Genomic DNA, 19,195 nt, shown 5'->3' on the forward strand with positions numbered 1-19,195 from the left:
ATGTTTTTTACATAATCGGCATGGCCCGGGCAATCAACGTGTGCATAATGACGCACTGCTGACTCATATTCGACGTGTGATGTGGAAATAGTAATACCACGCGCACGCTCTTCAGGTGCATTATCAATCTGATCAAAGGCCTTAACTTCTCCACCCTGGAGCTCAGCCATTACTTTTGTTAAAGCAGCAGTTAAAGTGGTTTTACCATGATCGACATGTCCGATTGTACCGACATTTACGTGGGGCTTGCTACGTGAGAATTTTTCTTTGGCCATAAAATATACCCTTAACAATCAACACATGGAGCTCATAACCGGATTTGAACCGGTGACCTCTTCCTTACCAAGGAAGTGCTCTACCTACTGAGCTATATGAGCTATATGAGCTTAATTTTATGAATATGGAGCGGGTGATGGGAATCGAACCCACGTGATCAGCTTGGAAGGCTGGAGTTCTACCATTGAACTACACCCGCGGATACTTTAAATTAGATGGTGGAGGGGGGAGGATTCGAACCTCCGAAGGCAGAGCCGGCAGATTTACAGTCTGATCCCTTTGGCCGCTCGGGAACCCCTCCGTTATTGAATAACCCAGCTATTATCTTTCATTAACCTACCGGTGTCAACAACCGATTTAATTATTTAACAGCTAAATGCGCGATCTTTACTTAACACCATTTTTGAATGATCACCATAAAATGCATCAAATAACATCAACCCCGAATAAATAAATTAATAATTAATGACCGTATAATAATTATTTTATCCCGAATTCAATTTATTCATCACTACCGACATGTCACCCGCAATCATCTGCCCCATATAGCTACGAGCAAGATCAAAAGCCGACAATATTGAATTCAGCTCATTTTTAGAAGGATTCGACAACACAAAATCCGCAACAACTTTTCCAGCTGAAGGTCGCCCGATGCCGACTCTTAATCGATAAAACTCTTTTGACCCAAGATGCGCAATAATGTCCCTCAAACCATTATGCCCAGCGTGGCCTCCGTTTTTTTTTAACTTCACCACGCCAGCATCGAAATCCAACTCATCATGAATGACAAGTATTTCCTCCGGAACCAATCGATAGTAGCGAGCAACCTTACCCACAGACTGCCCGCTTCGATTCATAAAGGTAGTCGGCTTTAACAGCATTACTTTATTGCCCGAAACCCTAATTACAGCCAACAAGCCATCAAATCTGGACTCATTTACCCAATCACAACCGGAATCGGATACCAATTCATCTAAAAACAAAAACCCGGCATTGTGCCGGGTTTTTTCGTACTGCTGACCAGGATTTCCCAAGCCAACTATAAGCTTTATCATGCTAAATTATTCAGACTCTTCCGCAACATCATCTTTACTAGCTTTTGAAGCCATCATAGACGCAACAGGATGATCATGCTCAGGACCTTGCGCCAGAGCCACAATTTCAACGCCTGCAGGCATAACAATATCAGAAAGATGCAACGAGTCACCAACATCCAGACCAGTCAGATCCACTTCAATATAATCAGGCAACACAGACGGCAAACAGGTAACTTCAACATCAATCATGGAATGAGCCGCAATACCACCCTTCTTGCCGCCGATAGATGTATCCTCATTAATAAAATGCAAAGGCACATGCACTTTTAGCATCTCCGCCATATTTACCCGAAGAAAATCCATGTGCAAGACTTGAAATTTAGCAGGATGACGCTGCACAGCCTTCAGGATTACTTTCTCTGTTTTTCCATCGACTGTAATATCCAAAACGTGTGAATAAACCGCCTCACGCGCAAGATGCTTAATTACTTCATTATGACTTAGCACAAGCATTTGAGGCTCGCCATGGCCACCGTATATTACCGCAGGCACATTACCTTGATGACGCGCCCTTCTGGCTGCGCTTTTACCTGATTGCCCACGACTTTCGGCAACAAACTCAAATACGTTAGACATTTTTCTCTCAACCCCGTGCTATTAAGCACAACAAATTAAATTTTTATCAAACTACAGCTATCAATCCACATAGAGCGAACTAACTGACTCACCAACGGCTATACGCCTAATGGTTTCAGCCAGCATTTCTGCAACACTTAACTGCCTTATCTTACCTGACTCAGCTGCCTCACGGCTCTGCGGAATAGTGTCGGTAACAACCAATTCATCAAGCTCTGAACTATTTATATTTTTTAAAGCAGAACCGGACAACACTGCATGAGTACAATAGGCAACCACTTTGACAGCACCATGTTTCTTCAATGCTTCTGCCGCATGGCACAGCGTTCCTGCGGTATCAACCAAATCATCGATCAACACACAAGTACGACCATCCACATCACCAATTATATGCATGATTTCTGCTACGTTAGCTTTTGGCCGACGCTTATCTATAATTGCGAGATCAGCATCGTCCAAGCGCTTTGCAAGCGCCCTAGCCCTGACAACACCACCAACATCCGGTGAAACAACAATCAAATCTTTATATTTTTGCCGCCACACATCACCAAGAAGAATGGGTGACGAGTAAACATTATCCACAGGAATATCAAAAAAACCCTGAATTTGATCAGCATGCAAATCAACGGTCAATACTCGATCCGCACCTGCTTGCTCAATCATTTTTGCAACCAGCTTCGCGCTAATGGGCACACGCGCCGAACGCGACCTTCTGTCCTGCCGCGCATAACCATAATAGGGCATTACTGCTGTTATCCGTGATGCTGACGCTCTATTTAGAGCATCCATCATCACCAGCAACTCCATCAGATTCTCATTTGTTGGCGAGCAGGTCGGCTGAATGACAAAAACATCCTTACCACGAACATTTTCTTCAATCTCTACCGCGACCTCTCCATCACTAAATCTTCCGACGGTCGCCATTCCGAGGCGCATATTGAGCTTCTTTACTATACCCTCTGACAAAGCCAAGTTAGCATTTCCAGAAAACACCATCACAGAGGTGTCACTCATCAAGCACTCCCAAATAGAATTCAACTTAGCGAGGTAAATGGCTGGGCCGCAAGGATTCGAACCTTGGTATGCGGAGATCAAAACCCCGTGCCTTACCGCTTGGCGACGGCCCAATAATTATGATATTCAGTTACCAGCCTTCAGCTTTGAAAACAAGGGAGATTCATTCACACCTTTCACCAGATAAACCTGCCATTTCTTTTGAAGTGACCGATATGTACTGACTGCGGCTTTTTCCGAATCAAACTGTGCAAAAACACAAGCCCCTGTTCCGGTTAGCCTTGCCTCAGAAAATTCAGACAAATCAACCAAAGCATCTTTAACAGGTTGGTAACGTTCGCGAACCACCCCAAGACAATCGTTTTGGTGCTGACCCGCTATAAAGTCGGCTATTCTGATTGATTTACTATTCCGTGTCAAATCTTTAGCTGAAAAAACTTCTTTCGTATCCACATGACAATCCGGCTTTATTAATACAACCCACTGTTCCGGAACATCTATTCTCTCAAGCTTTTCACCAACACCTTCCGCCCATGATGAATAACCATGCACAAACACCGGCACATCCGCTCCCAATGTCAAGCCCAGCTCCGCCAACCTTTCCCTTGATAAATTCAGATTCCATAGCTCGTTCAGTACAACCAACGTCGTTGCCGCATCTGAACTACCGCCACCAAGTCCCCCTCCCATAGGCAGGTTCTTTTCGACCTCAATGCATACGCCTTGCTCACAGCCAGTTTCTGCTTTTAACAGCTTTGCCGCTCTGATCGTCAGATCATCGGCTTCAGGTACACCAGGTATTGTTTTTTGCAAACTAACTACCCCGTCACCCACAGGATGGAATGTTATCCAATCACATAAATCTATGAATTGAAATACCGTCTGCAGCAAATGATAACCATCACTTCGTTGTCCGGTAATTCGCAACATTAAGTTCAATTTTGCCGGCGCAGGCCACCTTTCTGTCCAGGCAGCCTGATTAATTTTTTTTAACGTCATTTACAACCCAGTGATCGATAATTAACTTTAACTTGACCTGCTTATTCATAACCGTCATTTTGTGCGGCATAGCGCCATTATCAACCAGCTGCATTTGCTTATACTCACTCAGCCATCCGGCCTGATTAAAGCCGGCATCGGTCTCTTTGTATGAGAGCGATGGCTCTGGCAAACCGACCACCCAATACCGCAGAGACAGCACGGGAACAAGCATGCCTAATTGCTGATTAATAAACTCTTCAGGCTGCGTTGATGATTGCACATCGTCCCCACCTCGATCTATGGTGACAACATTACCTGCTAATAAAATAACAACTGCTCCTTGGCCCATGGGACCGGATAACCTTATTTTCTCTGAATCAGAACTATGATCCCAACTTATATTGGCCGACCAGGAATCACCTTCCCCCGTTAATGCCAATCGCCCTTCAAACGACCAAGATTCCAACTCATAAAGATGGAGCATTGCCGCCCTTGAATAACGCACATCCGGCCCAACAGGAACAACAGAGCAAGCCGACAATAAAAATATCAGGCACCCACCGACCAACAGCCCTATTTTAAAACGTAGCACCCTACTCTTCACCACTCAATACTCTCTTTTGGAACTCCAATAAATATTCATCTTCCGGTGCTTTTTTAATAGCGTCATTAAATATTTTTCTGGCATCCTCTTTTCTACCCAAGCCCCACAACACCTCGGCAAGATGAGCCGCTATCTCACTTTCCTGTTGCTTTGCATACGCCCGTTCAAGATAATCTCTGGCTTGCTCAAGCTTTCCCAGTTTGAACTGTAGCCAGCCAAAACTGTCCAAAATTACCGCCTCATCCGGCTGTAATTTAAGCGCATGCAACAGATATTTTTCTGCCTCGACATATCGACCCGCATTAGCTAGCAAGCTATATCCCAATGCGTTTAAAGCCTCAGCGTCATCAGGATATTTGACTAATATTTTTTTCAGATCAGCCTCCAGCACATCCAACTTATTAATCCGCTCCGCCATTAACGCACGCGCATATAACAAGTCTCTTTGATCCGACTGACCGGCCAACTCATCAGTCAACAGCTTAAAAGCCTTTTCATATTGTTCTTGCTGACCATACAAACCAGCCCGCATCAAAATGATACGCAGTCTCTGTTTTGGAAACTGACCCGCCAACAGACCCAACCGTGAATCAGCCTCTGCAAATTCCTTGTCTTTTACCAGCAATGACACTGCCGTAATCGCCGATTCAAAAACCAACGGCCCCTCAGTTACTCTATCAAACCATGCCAGCGCTTGTTCCGTTTGCCCACGCTTTTCTTCTATTTTTCCCAAATAAAAACTAGCCTGATTTTGCCATTCAGGCTGATCAAGTAATCGTTTAAAGATGTCTTCAGCCTTCTCCTCACGATCCAACTGCAAATGCACTAATGCCAGCGAAATCTGACTCTCGGCATCCTTCGGATTGGACAAAACAATGCCTTGATAAACCTCACCCGCCGCCTCGTATTCAGCAGCTTTTATTAACACTTGCGCCAACAGTTTTTTAAACTTGTCATCTTCAGGATGCTTAACAGATGCATTTCTCAGCAGGATTTTTGCCTTATTCAAATCCCCCGAAATTACCGCTATCTGGGCCTGGAATATTAATGCCTTATCCCAGCCAGGTTGAACACTCAAAGCCTGCTGCACTTTCTTTTCAGCAAGCGCATTATCTTTCATCTCCATAGCCAACAACGACTGCATAAAATAAACTACAGCCTGATCAGGATTTTTCACCGCCAAGGCATCCAGCACCCCATAAAAAAAATTCGTCTTGCCGTCTCTTTGCAAAACATTGACCAATTCAAGCGCTGTCTTTTCAAATCCAGCAGGATCTGTCTTCAATAATATATCTAGATGATCAACAGCCGCCTGTTTATTACCGACTCTTAATGCAGATAATGCGGCTATTTTTCTTGCCATTGGATCTTTAGGATCTTGTTTCAGCCATAAAGAAACCGCCTCATCCGTTTTATTGCCATCCTTCATGTACATGGCAATCTTTGCCGCCCTTTCAGCAAACCTGGGATCGTTAACACGCTTGGCGGCCTCCATATAACCTTCCAACGCAATGGCATATTGCCCTCTTTGTCCCGCAAGCTCTGCCGCCATCAGCATGTACATCACGTCTGGATCTATCGATGTTTTTACTTCACTTTGTTGCGTTTTTTCCTTGGGCTCGTCTATTTTTACAGGCTGAACCACTTCTTCCTGCGCACTCGACTTCTCAGGCGAACTGGCGCAACCATTAAGAAACATGAGGATTAACACTGAAAACAATCTAAAAATTAACACACAGCCGTCCTATTTAATTGCCCACACATATTTTGTCATAGATTATCAGAAAAACCAGCCGAGTCGGATAGCTGGTTTATTCCATTTGGATAAAGCCATTATATTTCTTAGAATACACTGACATAATACAGTCGTTAAGGTTCAAGGTAAAAGGTTAGCGATTTAAAAACCCACCTTGAACCTTGATCCTTGGATCTTTTTACCTTGAACCTAATCACATGACACTTCTTGCAGTTGGGATTAATTATAACACCGCGCCGGTCTCGATCCGTGAGCGCCTTTCATTCCCTGCCGAAATTCTTGAATCTTCGTTACAGGAATTGTCGCGCATCAAAGAAATCAGCGAAGCCGCGATACTGTCTACCTGTAACCGCACCGAGTTTTACTGCACTTCAACCACAGCAAATAAACAAATCCTGATTGACTGGGTAGCCCGAAGCAAACAAATCAATGCCGCCGATTTTACGCCTTATCTGTACTGCCATACCGATAGCGAACTGATCCGTCACATGTTTCGCGTAGCATGCGGCCTGGATTCGATGATTTTGGGAGAACCGCAAATTCTGGGGCAAATGAAAACGGCTTATCAGACCGCCTATGATGCGGGGACTTTGGGCAAACGCCTGGGCAGACTTTTTCAACATACCTTTACTGCCGCCAAAAAAGTGCGCACCGACACCGCCATCGGCTCCAGTCCCGTATCGGTTGCCTTTGCCGCCGTGCAACTGGCACAGCAAATCTTCGACAAACTCAGCGAGCAGACCGCCCTTCTAATAGGCGCAGGCGAAACCATAGAACTGACCGCGCGACATTTGTCGCAACAAGGCATCGGTCGTATTATTATTGCCAACCGTACCTATGATAAAGCCCACGCCTTGGCCTTACAGTTTAACGGCTACGCGATCGACTTAACCGAGCTGCCCATGCATCTGGCCGAAGCCGACATCGTTATCTCATCAACCGCATGCCAACTGCCGATACTGGGCAAAGGCCGCGTTGAAAGCGCTCTTAAAAAACGCAAACATAAACCGATGTTCATGGTAGACCTTGCCGTACCCCGGGATATTGAGGCCGAAGTTGAGCAACTCAGAGACGTGTATCTTTACACTATCGACGATCTGCAAAACACCATAGATAAAAACATGAATTCCCGCCGACTGGCTGCCGAGCAGGCCGAAGAGATAATCGACACCCAGGTCGACTATTTTCTTGCCTGGTTGCGAGCCCAAGGCGCTCAATCGACCATTCAGGATTACCGGAAGCAAGCCGAACAATCCCGTGATGCAGCCTTGCAAAAAGCCTTAGGCTTGCTAAAAAGCGGCGTTCCCGCAGAACAGGCCCTTAACCGACTGGCCCACAGTCTGACCAACAAACTCATCCATACTCCCAGCGCCCAAATCAGAGCCGCCGCCGAAAACGAACGCCACGATTTGATTGCCGCCGCCCGCGAAATTTTTAAATTAACCAAGTCTCAATGAAACAATCCATACAACATAAACTCGAAAACCTGTGCGAACGCTATGATGAAATCGCCGCCTTACTTTCAGATCCTGAAGTACAAGGCAATCAAAACAAATTTCGCTCATTAAGCCAGGAATATGCCCAGATCAATCCGCTGGTCGACTGCTACAAACGCTATCAACAGACTTTGGAAACGCTAGCATCGGCCAAGGAAATGGCTAATGACAGCGACCCGGAATTAAGGGAAATGGCCAAAGAAGAAGTGAACGATGCTGAAAACCAGCTGGATGCAATCGATCATGAACTGCAAGTACTGTTGCTGCCTACAGATCCCAACGATAATCGCAATATTTTTATCGAAATCCGCGCCGGAACTGGCGGCGATGAAGCGGCGATTTTCTCCGGTGATCTTGCCCGCATGTATCAGCGTTACGCCGAGCGCAAAGGCTGGCAGACAGAAGTCATTAGCGAAAGTCACGGCGATCATGGCGGTTACAAAGAAGTCATACTGCGCGTTGCCGGCAAGGATGTTTATTCCCAGTTAAAATTCGAATCCGGCGCACACCGGGTGCAACGTGTTCCTGAAACCGAGTCGCAAGGCCGCATCCATACTTCGGCCTGCACCGTCGCGATCATGCCGGAAGTCGACGAAGTCGATGCCATCGACATAAACCCAGCAGACCTTAAAGTCGACACCTACCGCGCCTCAGGAGCCGGGGGACAGCACATCAACAAGACCGAATCTGCGATACGCATTACCCACATGCCAAGCGGCGTAGTGGTGGAGTGCCAAGATGAACGCTCGCAACATAAAAATCGCGCCAGAGCCATGTCTTTATTGGCATCGCGCTTGCTGTCCGCCGAACAGGAAAAACACCACGCGGAACAATCGGCCACCCGAAAACTGCAAGTCGGCAGCGGTGACCGTTCCGAACGTATCCGCACCTACAACTACCCGCAAGGACGTTTAACCGATCACCGCATCAACCTGACCTTATATAAACTCGATGACATCATGCAGGGTGGACTGGAGCATGTCCTGCAACCCTTGATCAGCGAACACCAAGCCGAACTGCTCACCCAGTTGGGCGAAGACTAAATTAGATGCACAGCATAAAATCCGTGCTGGCAGACGCCGCTTACACACTGGGCTTAGTCACCGATTCAGCCTTACTGGATGCAGAAGTTTTACTGTGCCTGGCACTTAACAAACCGCGCTCCCATCTTCGCGCCTGGCCGGACAAACTACTACAGCCCGAGCAACTGGCAACGTTCACGGCGTTACTTGAACAACGCCAAAAAGGCACACCCATTGCCTATATCACCGGCAACAGGGAATTCTGGTCGCGGGATTTTCAGGTCTCCCCTGACGTATTGATTCCCAGACCCGACACTGAACTGCTTATTGAACTTAGTTTACAATTGATACCGGCAGATGAACCGTTCAAGATCATTGATCTGGGTACCGGCTCGGGCATTATTGCCATTACATTGGCCGCTGAACATCCTCATACAAAGATCAGCGCCACCGATGTTAGCGTAGCCGCGTTACGCATCGCCCGACTCAATGCCGACAGACACAAGATCAACAACGTTCAATTTTACCAAAGCAACTGGTATTCCGATGTTCCCGATACCAAATTCAACCTGATTATCAGCAACCCGCCTTATATTGCAGAAGATGACAGCCATCTACAGCAAGGCGATGTCCGGTTTGAACCGCAAACAGCCTTGTGTGCCGCAGAGCAGGGACTTAGCGATATTAAAATCATCGCCACCCTAGCTCGCAACCACCTGGAACTGGACGGACATTTGCTGATTGAACATGGCTACGACCAACAACAACAAGTGCAAGCCCTATTTAAAGATTTGCATTATGATAAAGTACAAACCTATAAAGACTTATCCGGACAACCCCGGGTGACTTATGGCCTATGGAACCCTTAACTATCATGACCCAAGAACATATCCAAATTCCGCGCAAAATAATCAATCAGTTATTGCATCTTGCGCAAATCTCGCCGGATCTTGAAGTATGCGGACTTATCGGCACTAAAAACGGCCTGCCCTGCAGCTGTTATCCCGTTAAAAATATCGCAGAACACCCGCAGCTGAGCTTCCAGCTTGACGCCGCCCAACAAATATCAGCCATGGCTAAAATGCGAGAACAGGATGAACAACTATTTGCCATCTATCATTCTCACCCGACCGCACCGGCAACACCATCAATCACCGATCTAGAGCTCTCGTCCTATCCCAATGCGTTTTATCTAATCATTTCACTCAATACCAAAGGTATTTTAGAAATGCGCTGTTTTAAAATTGATCACAAGTCCGCCCAGGAAATAGCACTGTCCTTAAGCGACGACGTATAAAAAATAATAGGGCCGATGGGTGGGAAGTCATTGAACAATTTGATAAAAACAAACAGGACTGGCTGCGGAAATGAATAGATTTGAAGAATGGAATACTGTCGCATGCTTGCATTGCGCGAGTGATTGCTAAGAAGTAGTCCTGCTGCGAAAAATCACTGGGGATTTCTACCGCTTTACAAATATTCCGTTGCCGAGCCAATGCGGAAAAATATATTGGCCAGAGCCTTATCCATTTATCAGCCTGCCGATTCAGGCGACTGATATGCTGGTTACCTAACTTGGCTTTATACGCTGGAATTCGGTGATCAGTTCCTGTAATTTGCTTAAGTTTGTGGGCTTCATCAGATAATGATCAAATCCGGATGATTCCGCGCCAAGACTATCTTTCTTCTGATCATAGCCGCTCAGGGCAATGATCCACATCCGCTGGGTACTCGGCTGTTCGCGTAGCTTTCGGGCGACTTGGTAACCGTCCATGTCGGGCAGTCCAATATCCAGCAGGATGATATCCGGCTCAAAACTCTGCGCAGTGGATATGCCCTGTGTTCCGTGGTATGCGATCTCCACTTGATGCCCCAACGTCTCAAACCATAAAGCAAGGCTATCCACAACATCAGGATTATCATCAATCAGCAAAACCCGCAGCCTCATATCGGTCTCTCTGTATAACGCCTGCGGGATCATCGGCTCCATCTGAACCGTTGCCTCTACGAGTCTGGGTAGTTGAACTACGAATTCCGATCCCTGATTGGCTCCTGAACTGTATGCAGTGATTTGGCCGTCATGCAGCTCAACCAACTTTTTCACCAGGGTAAGCCCAAGACCCAAGCCACCTTCTGAACGGTCGAGTCCTCTTTCACCTTGAATGAATAGATCGAAGATATGGGGAAGCAGCTGAGGTTCTATGCCCATACCGTTATCCTGAACGCGAACGACTACCGACAAATCGTCGACGCTGACGCTCAGATCAATACGGCCACCCTCACCGGTATATTTAGCGGCATTATTAAACAGATTGGTAAACACTTGGGTGAGACGTACAGGGTCGCCTTCCAGGTAAATGGGCTGTGTAGGCAATTCAAGATTGAACGTTTGATGTTTCGTTTGGGTTAAGGTCTGCACCGATTCTGCCGAGTCTTTGAGCAACTGAGCAAGCTCGACAAGTTTCCGCTGGATTTTCACCAATCCGCGGGTGATACGCGAGACATCCAACAGGTCATCGACAAGCTGTGAAATATGGGTCACATTACGGTTAAGCACCTCACATGCCCAGGCAAGCGTCGGCTCATCAAGGGGCTGTGAGCGCATAAGCTGCGCCACATTACTGATTGGGGTGAGCGGGTTGCGCAGTTCGTGGCCCAGCATCGCCAAGAAGACATTCTTGCGTTGGTCGGCGTCCCTCAGCATTTGCTCCGCCTGTTTGCGCTCGCATAAGGCCTTATCCAGGTTAGCGTTGGCGGAGTTGAGGATGGCGTTTTGTACCTCCAACTGCTCCGTGCGTCGGGCCACCAGATCTTCGAGGCGCCGACGATAATAGAACAACTCCTGCTCAGTCTCCTTGTCCTTGGTGATGTCAACCAGTACGCCCTGCAGAAACAAGGTCCCGCCAGCCTCGTCGCGTACCACGTTGGCCTCGTCCAGAAACCAGCGGGGCTGTCCATCGCTCTTGACCAGCCGATATTCACAACGCAGCGGGGCATGGTGCTCGTAGGTCAGTGCGTAGGCCTCGATCACGATTTGGCGGTCGTCGGCATAAACCCGCTTGAGCAGGCCCTGTGGATCAACTAGCCAGTCCTCCGGCGGGAAACCCAGCTGATGAATCTGCGGGCTCAGATATAACAGTTTTCCCGGACTTTCCAGCGAAGCGATGTAGGTGATGGCCGGAATTTGTTCCACCAGCGTGCGGTACTTGGCCTCGGCTTCGCGCAGTTGCTCCACGGCCTCCACCTTATCCTGGATGGCCTGCTGTTCGCGTAGCGCACGGAACACCACCGCCGGCAGCCATTGCAGGGATTCCCGGTCCGAACCCTTGACCACATAGTCGCGCACGCCCAGCTTGAGCGCATCGACCGCGACCACGGCGTTATCCGACCCCGTCAGCATCACCACCGGCATCGGCAATTCGCCGGTTTCCTCGGTGAGTTCGGCGAGAAATTCCAAGCCATTCAAATCAGGCAGATGGTAGTCGAGCAGGATGCAGTCAATCTGCTGAGTGCGGGCGAGTTTAAGGCCTTGATCGCCGGTTTCGGCCTCGAAAATCACGAAGTCGCAATCCGGATGTTGCGCTAGGGCACGCTTGCAGGCCAGGCGGTCGACCTGATCGTCCTCTACCAATAGCAGACGAATGCTGGCCTTGTTGAGCACGGCGTTCATGCGGGCGACTCGCTAATGGTCCAATAGGCGTCGATGGTGCGGATGATCTCGACGAACTGCTGATAGTCCACGGGCTTGCGCATATAACCCGCAACGCCGAGTTCGAAGCTTTCCACCTTGTCTTTCTGCTCATCGGAGGTGGTGAGCACGACGACCGGCATGCGCTTCAACTCAGGATCCGCCTTGGCCGCCTGTAGAAACTCGATGCCGTTCATGACGGGCATGTTGAGATCCAGCAGGATGAGGCAGGGGTGCTCCCTCGCCGGATCACGCAGATAGGCCAGCGCCTCTTCGCCGTTTTCCACATACTCAAGCCGATTGGCGACGTGCAGCTCTTTAAGCGCCCGCCGCACGACCATGGTGTCCACCTGGTCGTCTTCTATCAGCAAAATGGGTTTGTTTATCGGATTCATGATTAAGTTCTTCCTGAAGGTTTATTGGCTATTTTTCGATAGGGTGAAGAAAAAGGTGCTGCCCTGGCCGGGGGTGGACTCGACCCAGACCTGCCCGCCGCACTGCTCGACGATTTTCTTGACGATGGCGAGGCCCACGCCGGTGCTTTCCACCCGATCACGTGGATTCAGCGTCTGGAACAACTGGAAGATGCGCTCGAAATGACGCGCCTCGATGCCGGGGCCGTTATCGGCCACGCTGAATCGCCAGCTTTGGCCTTGGTCGATGCAATCGATTTCGATCCGGCCCTGGGGTTTGTCCAGATAGCGGATGGCATTGGCGATGAGATTCTGCAGCACCTGCTGGATGGCGGTCTTCTCCGCCCGGATCGCCGGCAACCCGGACGCAACCATGACGGTGATGTGGGCGGGTGGCGCCAGCGAGTCGATCACCTCATGCAGTAATTCGTTGAGATCGACCGCGACAGCCACCTCATGTATCCGTCCGATGCGCGAATAGCGCAACACGCCGTCGATGAGGCCGTCCATACGCCGTACCCGCTGGATGAGCAGGCGCAGGTGTTCCTGGCCTTCTTCGTCGAGCCTGTCCTGCTGGTCGGCGGCGATCCAGTCGGCCAGCGAGCCGATAGCGCGCAACGGCGCCTTCAGATCATGGGAGACCACATAGGCGAAGTTTTTGAGCTCTTCGTTGGCGCTTTCCAGTTCGTGGATCATGCGCGCTTGCTCCGCTTCCAGTCGCTTGCGTTCGGTGATGTTCAAGAAAGTGAGCAGAGTGAGATTCGGCTGATCGGATTTTCCTTCGATCACGCGGGCGTCGATCAGCACGGTGCGGCTGCCGATGCCGGGGAATTCGTGCTGCAACTCGAAGGCCTTGCCCCTGCGCTCTTGAGGAAGAACCTCGTCCAACATTTGGCGCAGAGCCGGAATGTCCCATTGCCGCTGATGCAGTTCAAAGAAGACCTGCCCTAGCGTTTCCTCTTCCGTGAGCTGAAACACCTGGTAAAAAACCTGGTTGGCGGAGACCACCCGCTCATCGGCATCCAGTACCACCAGTGGCTCCTGCATGGTGTCGACAATGCTTTCTGCGAACTCCTGCGCCGCCGCGAGAGCCTGTTCGGCCTGCTTGCGCCGGGTGATGTCGTACACCGTGGCCAGCACCTGTCCCTTTTCGAGAGGGCTGAGACTCACGTCGGCGGCAAATTCGCCGCCATCCCGGCGCAAGCCGACAATTTCTAGCTCGGCGCCCATCGTACGGCTGTTGGGCTGTGTGGCGTAAGCGGCGCGCTTGTCGCCGTGCGACGCCCGCAAGCTCCGCGGGATCAAATCCTCGACGGTGAGTCCGGTGAATTCATCCCGTGTATAGCCAAACAAGCGCTCGGCAGCGGGATTGGCCAGCAGGATACGTCCGTCCGCATCGGCGATGAGCATGGCGTCCGCCGCGATGTCCATCAGCCACCGGGCATTATGTTTGATCAGGATGTCTTGTGTTCCGATTGTCATAAGGGGCGGTTCACCAACCTCTGGTTATGAGATGATCGAATCATGCTTTACACCCACCGTCGCCACGCAAATTGGACTTTATGAAAGGGACAGCTGTATCCATCCGGTTCCTGGTTCGTTGTTTAAATCCCATAGCTTTCTCCAGTAATTGACAAGGTTCAGCAGAGCTGAGCAAAACATCTAACTACATTTAAATGTATATTAATTTCCAATCGCAGGGCGCATAAGGCCATATCAGCAATCATTTGGATAATACCCTATGAATAAGTATTTTCAGCAACTATTTATGCAAGATTAGATTACACCTCTAAAACATCTTGAACAAGTCCGGTAGGGCAAGCGCAAGTCTTTTGTGCTCAAGCGGAAACTTTTTAATTAAGTTGGGTTTGGACGGACTATGCGAACCCCAAACCTATGTAAAAATACAAATTGACTGATTGGTTTTGGTCGTTATGCACAGTAATAAATCCCGACAGATTAAGTGGATCGTGGTTTGTAGCTCTCGACTCTACATAATTCGTTACTGTGCATAATGGCCGATAGCGGACAATTTATAGCTTCCGATATTGTTAGCCGAGAGCTAAATTAGGCATCTACAATGTCAGGTTAAATTCAATGACACTTTAGCTGTGCGTACGACCGGTCAAATGCTTTGACCTTAAGCCCGTTAACAGTAATGTTGCGGTGTAAATGACCCCGCCTAAGCCCATCCATTTCATCAAATTGATCACGCGCGCTGTGGAATTCCAGTCATTCCACCAGGCCGTATCGACAAAATAAAAGAGGACTGCCGCCATGGCTCCACCGGCCAGCGCGACCCTGACAACAAATATCCACCAGCCGTTTGCCGGTTGATACACCTCGTCTTTGTGCAATTTTCTCAGCAGCAAGGCCGCGTTAAAAAAAGCACCCAAGGATGTCGCTAAAGCCAGTCCTGCATGTGCCAGCGGGAAAACCAGCACCAGATTCAGGCCTAGGCTGACTAGCATCGCGTAAACCCCGTAACGTACCGGCGTTTTCATGTCGCCGCGCGAGGTAAAACCCGGCACCAGCACTTTAATCAGGATAAAGCCCAACAATCCCAGCGCATACGCCTTCAGGCTCTGCCCTGCCAAATGCACATCGCTGACGCCGAATTCATTATATTGAAACAGCGTCGACAGCATCGGCTCGGCCAGTATCACCAAGCCAATGGTAGCGGGCAACCCGACCAGAACAACCCAGCGCAAGCCCCAATCCAGCGCATTTGAAAAAGAGGCCGTGTCTTCCGCAACATGACTTTTGGATAAATTCGGTAAAATGACCGTTGCCAAGGCAATACCAAAAATACCCAACGGAAACTCCACCAGTCGGTCGGAATAATACAGCCAGGACACGCTGCCTACGGTTAAGAACGAGGCTATCAAGGTATCCAGCAACAAGTTGATCTGCGTCACCGAGACGCTAAATATCGCCGGCAGCATCAGGCTTGTAATCCTTTTAACGCCCGGGTCATCAAAGTCCAGTCTTAATCTCGGCATCAGCCCCAAGCGCATCAACGCGGGGAACTGAAACAACAGCTGCACGATGCCCGCCGCAAAAACGCCCCACGCTAAGGCCGTAACCGGCACGTCCATCAGTGGCGCCAGCCAGATTGCGGCGGCAATCATGCAGATGTTCAGAAAAACCGGCGTTAACGCAGGGATCGAAAATTGTCCGTGCGCATTTAAAATACCGCCGGAAAAAGCCACCAACGCGATAAAAAACAAGTACGGAAAGGTAATTTGCAATAGTTGTACCGACAGCTCGTACTGGGATCCCTGCCACATAAAACCGGGAGCCAGCAGCATGATAAGCACCGGAGCGGCAACGACGCCGATCAGCGTAATCAGCAGTAAAAAAACGGACAGGGTTCCGGCGGTTTTATCGATAAACTGTTTTAATGCGACTTTGCTGCCACGTTCTTTGTAATCAGATAACACCGGAACAAAGGCGTGGGCAAAAGCGCCCTCGGCAAATAATCGCCGTAAAAAATTGGGAATCTTGAACGCCACAAAAAAGGCATCGGTTGCCGAATCCACGCCGAAGAAATGTGCAATCAACATATCCCGGATAAACCCGAGTATCCGTGAGATCAGAGTCATGCTGCCGACAACTACTGCGGATTTGAAAAGTTGCCTGCTCAATGCTACTCCTGCTGTGTTGCGTTAAAAACGTTTGACAATATTACCACTTCTAATGATAATACACGGTTTAATTAACTTACCACAAGAATCGAGACACTATGGCTAATACAGCACAAGCTAAAAAGCGTGCGCGACAAGCGGAAAAAAGCCGTATTCGCAACGCAGGACAACGTAGCAACTTACGCACCTTCATTAAAAAAATCATTGCCGCAGTTAAGCTTGGCGACAAAGAAAAAGCGCAGGCCGCCTACAATACTGCCGTTCCGATTATCGATTCAGCAGTTACCAAAGGCATTATTCACAAGAATAAAGCCGCACGCGGTAAAAGCAGACTGAATGCAAAAGTAAAAGCCATCGCTTAACTGCTTTAGCCTTACTCAATAAAAAAGGCCGGACTCATTGAGTTACGGCCTTTTTTATTGCCCGGCTAATCGCGTTAAATCAGCACCAGATTATCCCGGTGTATCAGCTCTGCGTCGTCGAAATAACCCAGAATACTTTCAAATTCAGAACTGCTCCTGCCCGCTATTAGTTGAGCATCGGCATTGCCGTAATTAACCAACCCACGCGCAACTTCAAAGCCGCTTTCATCGACACAAGAAGCCAACTCGCCGCGCTCGAACCGGCCAGACACTGCTTTAACGCCGACCGCCAGCAGACTTTTGCCTTCGTTTTTCAACATCCTGACTGCGCCCGCATCCAGAACCAATCGCCCCTTGACCTGCAACTGCCCGGCAAGCCAACGTTTTCTGGCCACCATTGGCTCTATGTCAGGCAATAAATAGGTGCCCAAATCGGTCCCGGCAATGACAGCGGTAATCACATTGTCGACCGCGCCCGCAGCAATCACTGTTGCCGCGCCGGATCTGGATGCCAGCCGCGCCGCCCGAACCTTGGTGCACATGCCGCCCCGACCCAAGCCGCTACGACTATCGCCGGCCATGGTATCCAGTCGGTCATCGTTAACACTGATCTCTGAAATAAGTTCCGCATCGGGATACAAGCCGGGATCACCGGTAAACAAGCCCTGCTGGTCGGTCAAAATGATCAGCAGCTCGGCCTCGACCAGATTGGCCACCAATGCAGCCAGCGTATCATTATCGCCAAAGCGAATTTCTTCGGTCGCAACCGCATCATTCTCGTTAATGACCGGCACTACGCCAAACTTCAGCAAGGTCAGCAATGTGCTTCTGGCGTTTAAATAGCGCTGTCTGTTCGACAAATCGTCATGCGTTAATAACACCTGCGCCGCATGCAACTGATGCCGCTGAAAATTATCGTCAAAAACGCGCACCAAGCCCATTTGCCCCACCGATGCCGCAGCCTGTAGCTCATGCAAGGTCTTGGGTCGTACTTTCATACCCAAGCGGCACATGCCTTCTGCGACGGAACCTGAAGAAACCAGTATCACATCGATAGATTGCCGCCTTAAACCGGCCATCTGCTCAACCCAGGCCGCAATAGAGACCTTATCAAGTCCCAGTCCGCCCTTGGTTAACAAAGAGCTGCCTATTTTGACGACAACCCGTTTAACCTTGGCAAAATCAGCCCTGCTCACTTTTTTCCCGCCGCTGCTGCTCCAAAAAGCTCATGATGGCGAACATCAACTCTCTGGTACCGCTGCCGTTAATGGCTGCAATTTTAAATACCGGGCCGGTCCATTCCAGCTCATCGACAATAGCCTGACAACGCTGCTCGACTACCTCTTCAGGCAGCCGATCTATTTTATTCAGCACCAGCCAGCGCGGCTTGGCGGCCAGCTCATCGCTCCATTTCTCGACCTCATGGATAATTTTTTTAGCCGCCTGTACCGGCGACTCCATGCTCTCGTAAGGCTCAACATCAATCAGATGCAACAGCAAGCCGGTGCGCAGCAAATGCTTCAGAAACTGCAAGCCGAGACCCGCACCTTCAGCCGCACCCTCAATAACACCAGGAATATCGGCAATAACAAAGCTGCGTAAATCATCAACCCTAACCACGCCCAGATTGGGATGCAAGGTTGTAAAAGGATAGTCGGCAACCTTGGGCGTTGCCGCCGATACCGAACGTATCAGGCTGGATTTTCCGGCATTGGGCATGCCCAGCAAGCCGACATCGGCAATCAACGTCAGCTCCAGATTAAGCCTGCGATGCTCGCCTTCGCTGCCTTTACTGGCCTTTTGCGGGGCCCTGTTAATACTGCTTTTAAAGCGCGTATTGCCCAGACCATGAAAACCGCCTTGAGCGACCAGCAACGTTTGATCGACTTTGGTTAAATCACCTATGACTTCACCCGTTTCCGCATCAGAAACCTGCGTCCCCAGCGGTACCGGCACATAGCAATCATCGCCTTTTCTGCCGGTACAATTCCGGCTCATGCCGTTTTGTCCGCGCTGCGCCCTGTGTACGGCATGATAGCGAAAATCCACCAGAGTATTTACATTCTCTGCTGCAATCAGATAAACACTGCCGCCATCGCCACCATCGCCGCCATCCGGACCGCCCATCGGAATGTACTTCTCGCGCCGAAAGCCGATAGTACCATTGCCGCCATCGCCCGCTTCTACGCGAACTTCTGCTTCATCAACAAATCTCATAAATCCATGCCGCCAAACGTCAAACTCAACCGATAAAAACAAAAAA

Annotated in this window: 18 protein-coding genes and 4 tRNA genes; 5 read left to right on the forward strand and 17 right to left on the reverse strand. The window is 49.4% G+C overall.

Features of this window, described 5'->3' with window-relative positions:
- The 11 genes from RW114_RS02195 to RW114_RS02245 all read right to left on the reverse strand — a co-directional run.
- Positions 1–275 (reverse strand): GTP-binding protein (locus RW114_RS02195; protein WP_340121075.1); only part of this gene is annotated, 275 nt, incomplete at its 3' end.
- A gap of 26 nt (positions 276–301) precedes the next feature.
- Positions 302–377, reverse strand: a tRNA-Thr gene (locus RW114_RS02200).
- A gap of 24 nt (positions 378–401) precedes the next feature.
- Positions 402–475: transfer RNA gene (locus tag RW114_RS02205), tRNA-Gly, on the reverse strand.
- Between the two features lie 17 nt (positions 476–492).
- Positions 493–577, reverse strand: a tRNA-Tyr gene (locus tag RW114_RS02210).
- Positions 578–761: 184 nt separating this feature from the next.
- Positions 762–1,331, reverse strand: a complete 570-nt coding sequence (gene pth / locus RW114_RS02215) for an aminoacyl-tRNA hydrolase (protein ID WP_340121076.1) — start codon at positions 1,329–1,331, stop codon at positions 762–764.
- A 6-nt stretch (positions 1,332–1,337) separates the two neighbouring features.
- Positions 1,338–1,949 carry a 50S ribosomal protein L25/general stress protein Ctc gene (locus RW114_RS02220; RefSeq protein ID WP_340121077.1) on the reverse strand — a complete coding sequence of 204 codons (612 nt, stop codon included), beginning with the start codon at positions 1,947–1,949 and terminating at the stop codon, positions 1,338–1,340.
- Positions 1,950–2,009: 60 nt separating this feature from the next.
- Complete coding sequence (locus RW114_RS02225; protein ID WP_340121078.1) at positions 2,010–2,963, reverse strand: ribose-phosphate diphosphokinase; 954 nt, start codon at positions 2,961–2,963, stop codon at positions 2,010–2,012.
- A 38-nt stretch (positions 2,964–3,001) separates the two neighbouring features.
- A tRNA-Gln gene (locus RW114_RS02230) sits at positions 3,002–3,076 on the reverse strand.
- A gap of 13 nt (positions 3,077–3,089) precedes the next feature.
- The gene (gene ispE / locus RW114_RS02235) at positions 3,090–3,962 is read right to left on the reverse strand and encodes a 4-(cytidine 5'-diphospho)-2-C-methyl-D-erythritol kinase (protein ID WP_340121079.1); all 873 of its coding nucleotides are present in this window, start codon (positions 3,960–3,962) and stop codon (positions 3,090–3,092) included.
- Positions 3,943–4,536, reverse strand: a complete 594-nt coding sequence (lolB, locus tag RW114_RS02240) for a lipoprotein insertase outer membrane protein LolB (protein WP_340121080.1) — start codon at positions 4,534–4,536, stop codon at positions 3,943–3,945. The genes ispE and lolB overlap by 20 nt, the downstream gene beginning before the upstream one ends.
- A 1-nt stretch (position 4,537) precedes the next feature.
- A complete protein-coding gene (locus RW114_RS02245; protein WP_340121081.1) occupies positions 4,538–6,283 on the reverse strand; it encodes a tetratricopeptide repeat protein in 1,746 nt (581 codons plus the stop codon).
- Between the two features lie 218 nt (positions 6,284–6,501).
- Here RW114_RS02245 and hemA point away from each other — a divergent pair, with 218 nt between their 5' ends.
- The 4 genes from hemA to RW114_RS02265 are packed head-to-tail and all read left to right on the forward strand — an operon-like array spanning position 6,502 to position 10,119.
- Entirely contained in the window at positions 6,502–7,761 is a 1,260-nt protein-coding gene (hemA, locus tag RW114_RS02250) for a glutamyl-tRNA reductase (RefSeq protein WP_340121082.1), read from the forward strand.
- The gene (gene prfA, locus RW114_RS02255; protein WP_340121083.1) at positions 7,758–8,843 is read left to right on the forward strand and encodes a peptide chain release factor 1; all 1,086 of its coding nucleotides are present in this window, start codon (positions 7,758–7,760) and stop codon (positions 8,841–8,843) included. Before hemA ends, prfA begins: the two co-directional genes overlap by 4 nt.
- Positions 8,844–8,848: 5 nt before the next feature.
- Entirely contained in the window at positions 8,849–9,691 is an 843-nt protein-coding gene (gene prmC, locus RW114_RS02260) for a peptide chain release factor N(5)-glutamine methyltransferase (RefSeq protein ID WP_340121084.1), read from the forward strand.
- Between the two features lie 5 nt (positions 9,692–9,696).
- Positions 9,697–10,119 (forward strand): M67 family metallopeptidase, encoded by a 423-nt coding sequence (locus RW114_RS02265; RefSeq protein WP_340121085.1) that lies wholly within the window; start codon positions 9,697–9,699, stop codon positions 10,117–10,119.
- A gap of 273 nt (positions 10,120–10,392) precedes the next feature.
- Here RW114_RS02265 and RW114_RS02270 read toward each other — a convergent pair whose 3' ends face one another.
- The 4 genes from RW114_RS02270 to murJ all read right to left on the reverse strand — a co-directional run bounded on the left by RW114_RS02270 (position 10,393) and on the right by murJ (position 16,570).
- Positions 10,393–12,492, reverse strand: a complete 2,100-nt coding sequence (locus RW114_RS02270) for a hybrid sensor histidine kinase/response regulator (protein WP_340121086.1) — start codon at positions 12,490–12,492, stop codon at positions 10,393–10,395.
- Complete coding sequence (locus RW114_RS02275) at positions 12,489–12,905, reverse strand: response regulator (RefSeq protein WP_340121087.1); 417 nt, start codon at positions 12,903–12,905, stop codon at positions 12,489–12,491. Before RW114_RS02275 ends, RW114_RS02270 begins: the two co-directional genes overlap by 4 nt.
- A 21-nt stretch (positions 12,906–12,926) precedes the next feature.
- A complete protein-coding gene (locus RW114_RS02280) occupies positions 12,927–14,405 on the reverse strand; it encodes a sensor histidine kinase (RefSeq protein WP_340121088.1) in 1,479 nt (492 codons plus the stop codon).
- 623 nt (positions 14,406–15,028) lie between these two features.
- Positions 15,029–16,570 carry a murein biosynthesis integral membrane protein MurJ gene (gene murJ / locus RW114_RS02285; protein ID WP_340121089.1) on the reverse strand — a complete coding sequence of 514 codons (1,542 nt, stop codon included), beginning with the start codon at positions 16,568–16,570 and terminating at the stop codon, positions 15,029–15,031.
- Positions 16,571–16,668: 98 nt separating this feature from the next.
- Between murJ and rpsT the strand changes: the two genes are divergently transcribed.
- Positions 16,669–16,932, forward strand: coding sequence for a 30S ribosomal protein S20 (gene rpsT, locus RW114_RS02290; protein WP_006890844.1), 264 nt, complete (start codon positions 16,669–16,671; stop codon positions 16,930–16,932).
- Between the two features lie 74 nt (positions 16,933–17,006).
- On the opposite strand, the gene proB is transcribed toward rpsT, so the two are convergent.
- Both proB and cgtA read right to left on the reverse strand, forming a co-directional pair.
- On the reverse strand, positions 17,007–18,128 hold the full coding sequence (gene proB, locus RW114_RS02295) for a glutamate 5-kinase (RefSeq protein WP_340121090.1): 1,122 nt from the start codon (positions 18,126–18,128) through the stop codon (positions 17,007–17,009).
- Positions 18,115–19,149 (reverse strand): Obg family GTPase CgtA, encoded by a 1,035-nt coding sequence (cgtA, locus tag RW114_RS02300; protein ID WP_340121091.1) that lies wholly within the window; start codon positions 19,147–19,149, stop codon positions 18,115–18,117. The genes proB and cgtA overlap by 14 nt, the downstream gene beginning before the upstream one ends.
- Positions 19,150–19,195 lie beyond the last annotated feature (46 nt).

The sequence above is a fragment of the Methylobacter svalbardensis genome, from assembly GCF_037671525.1.
Lineage (GTDB): Bacteria > Pseudomonadota > Gammaproteobacteria > Methylococcales > Methylomonadaceae > Methylobacter_A > Methylobacter_A svalbardensis.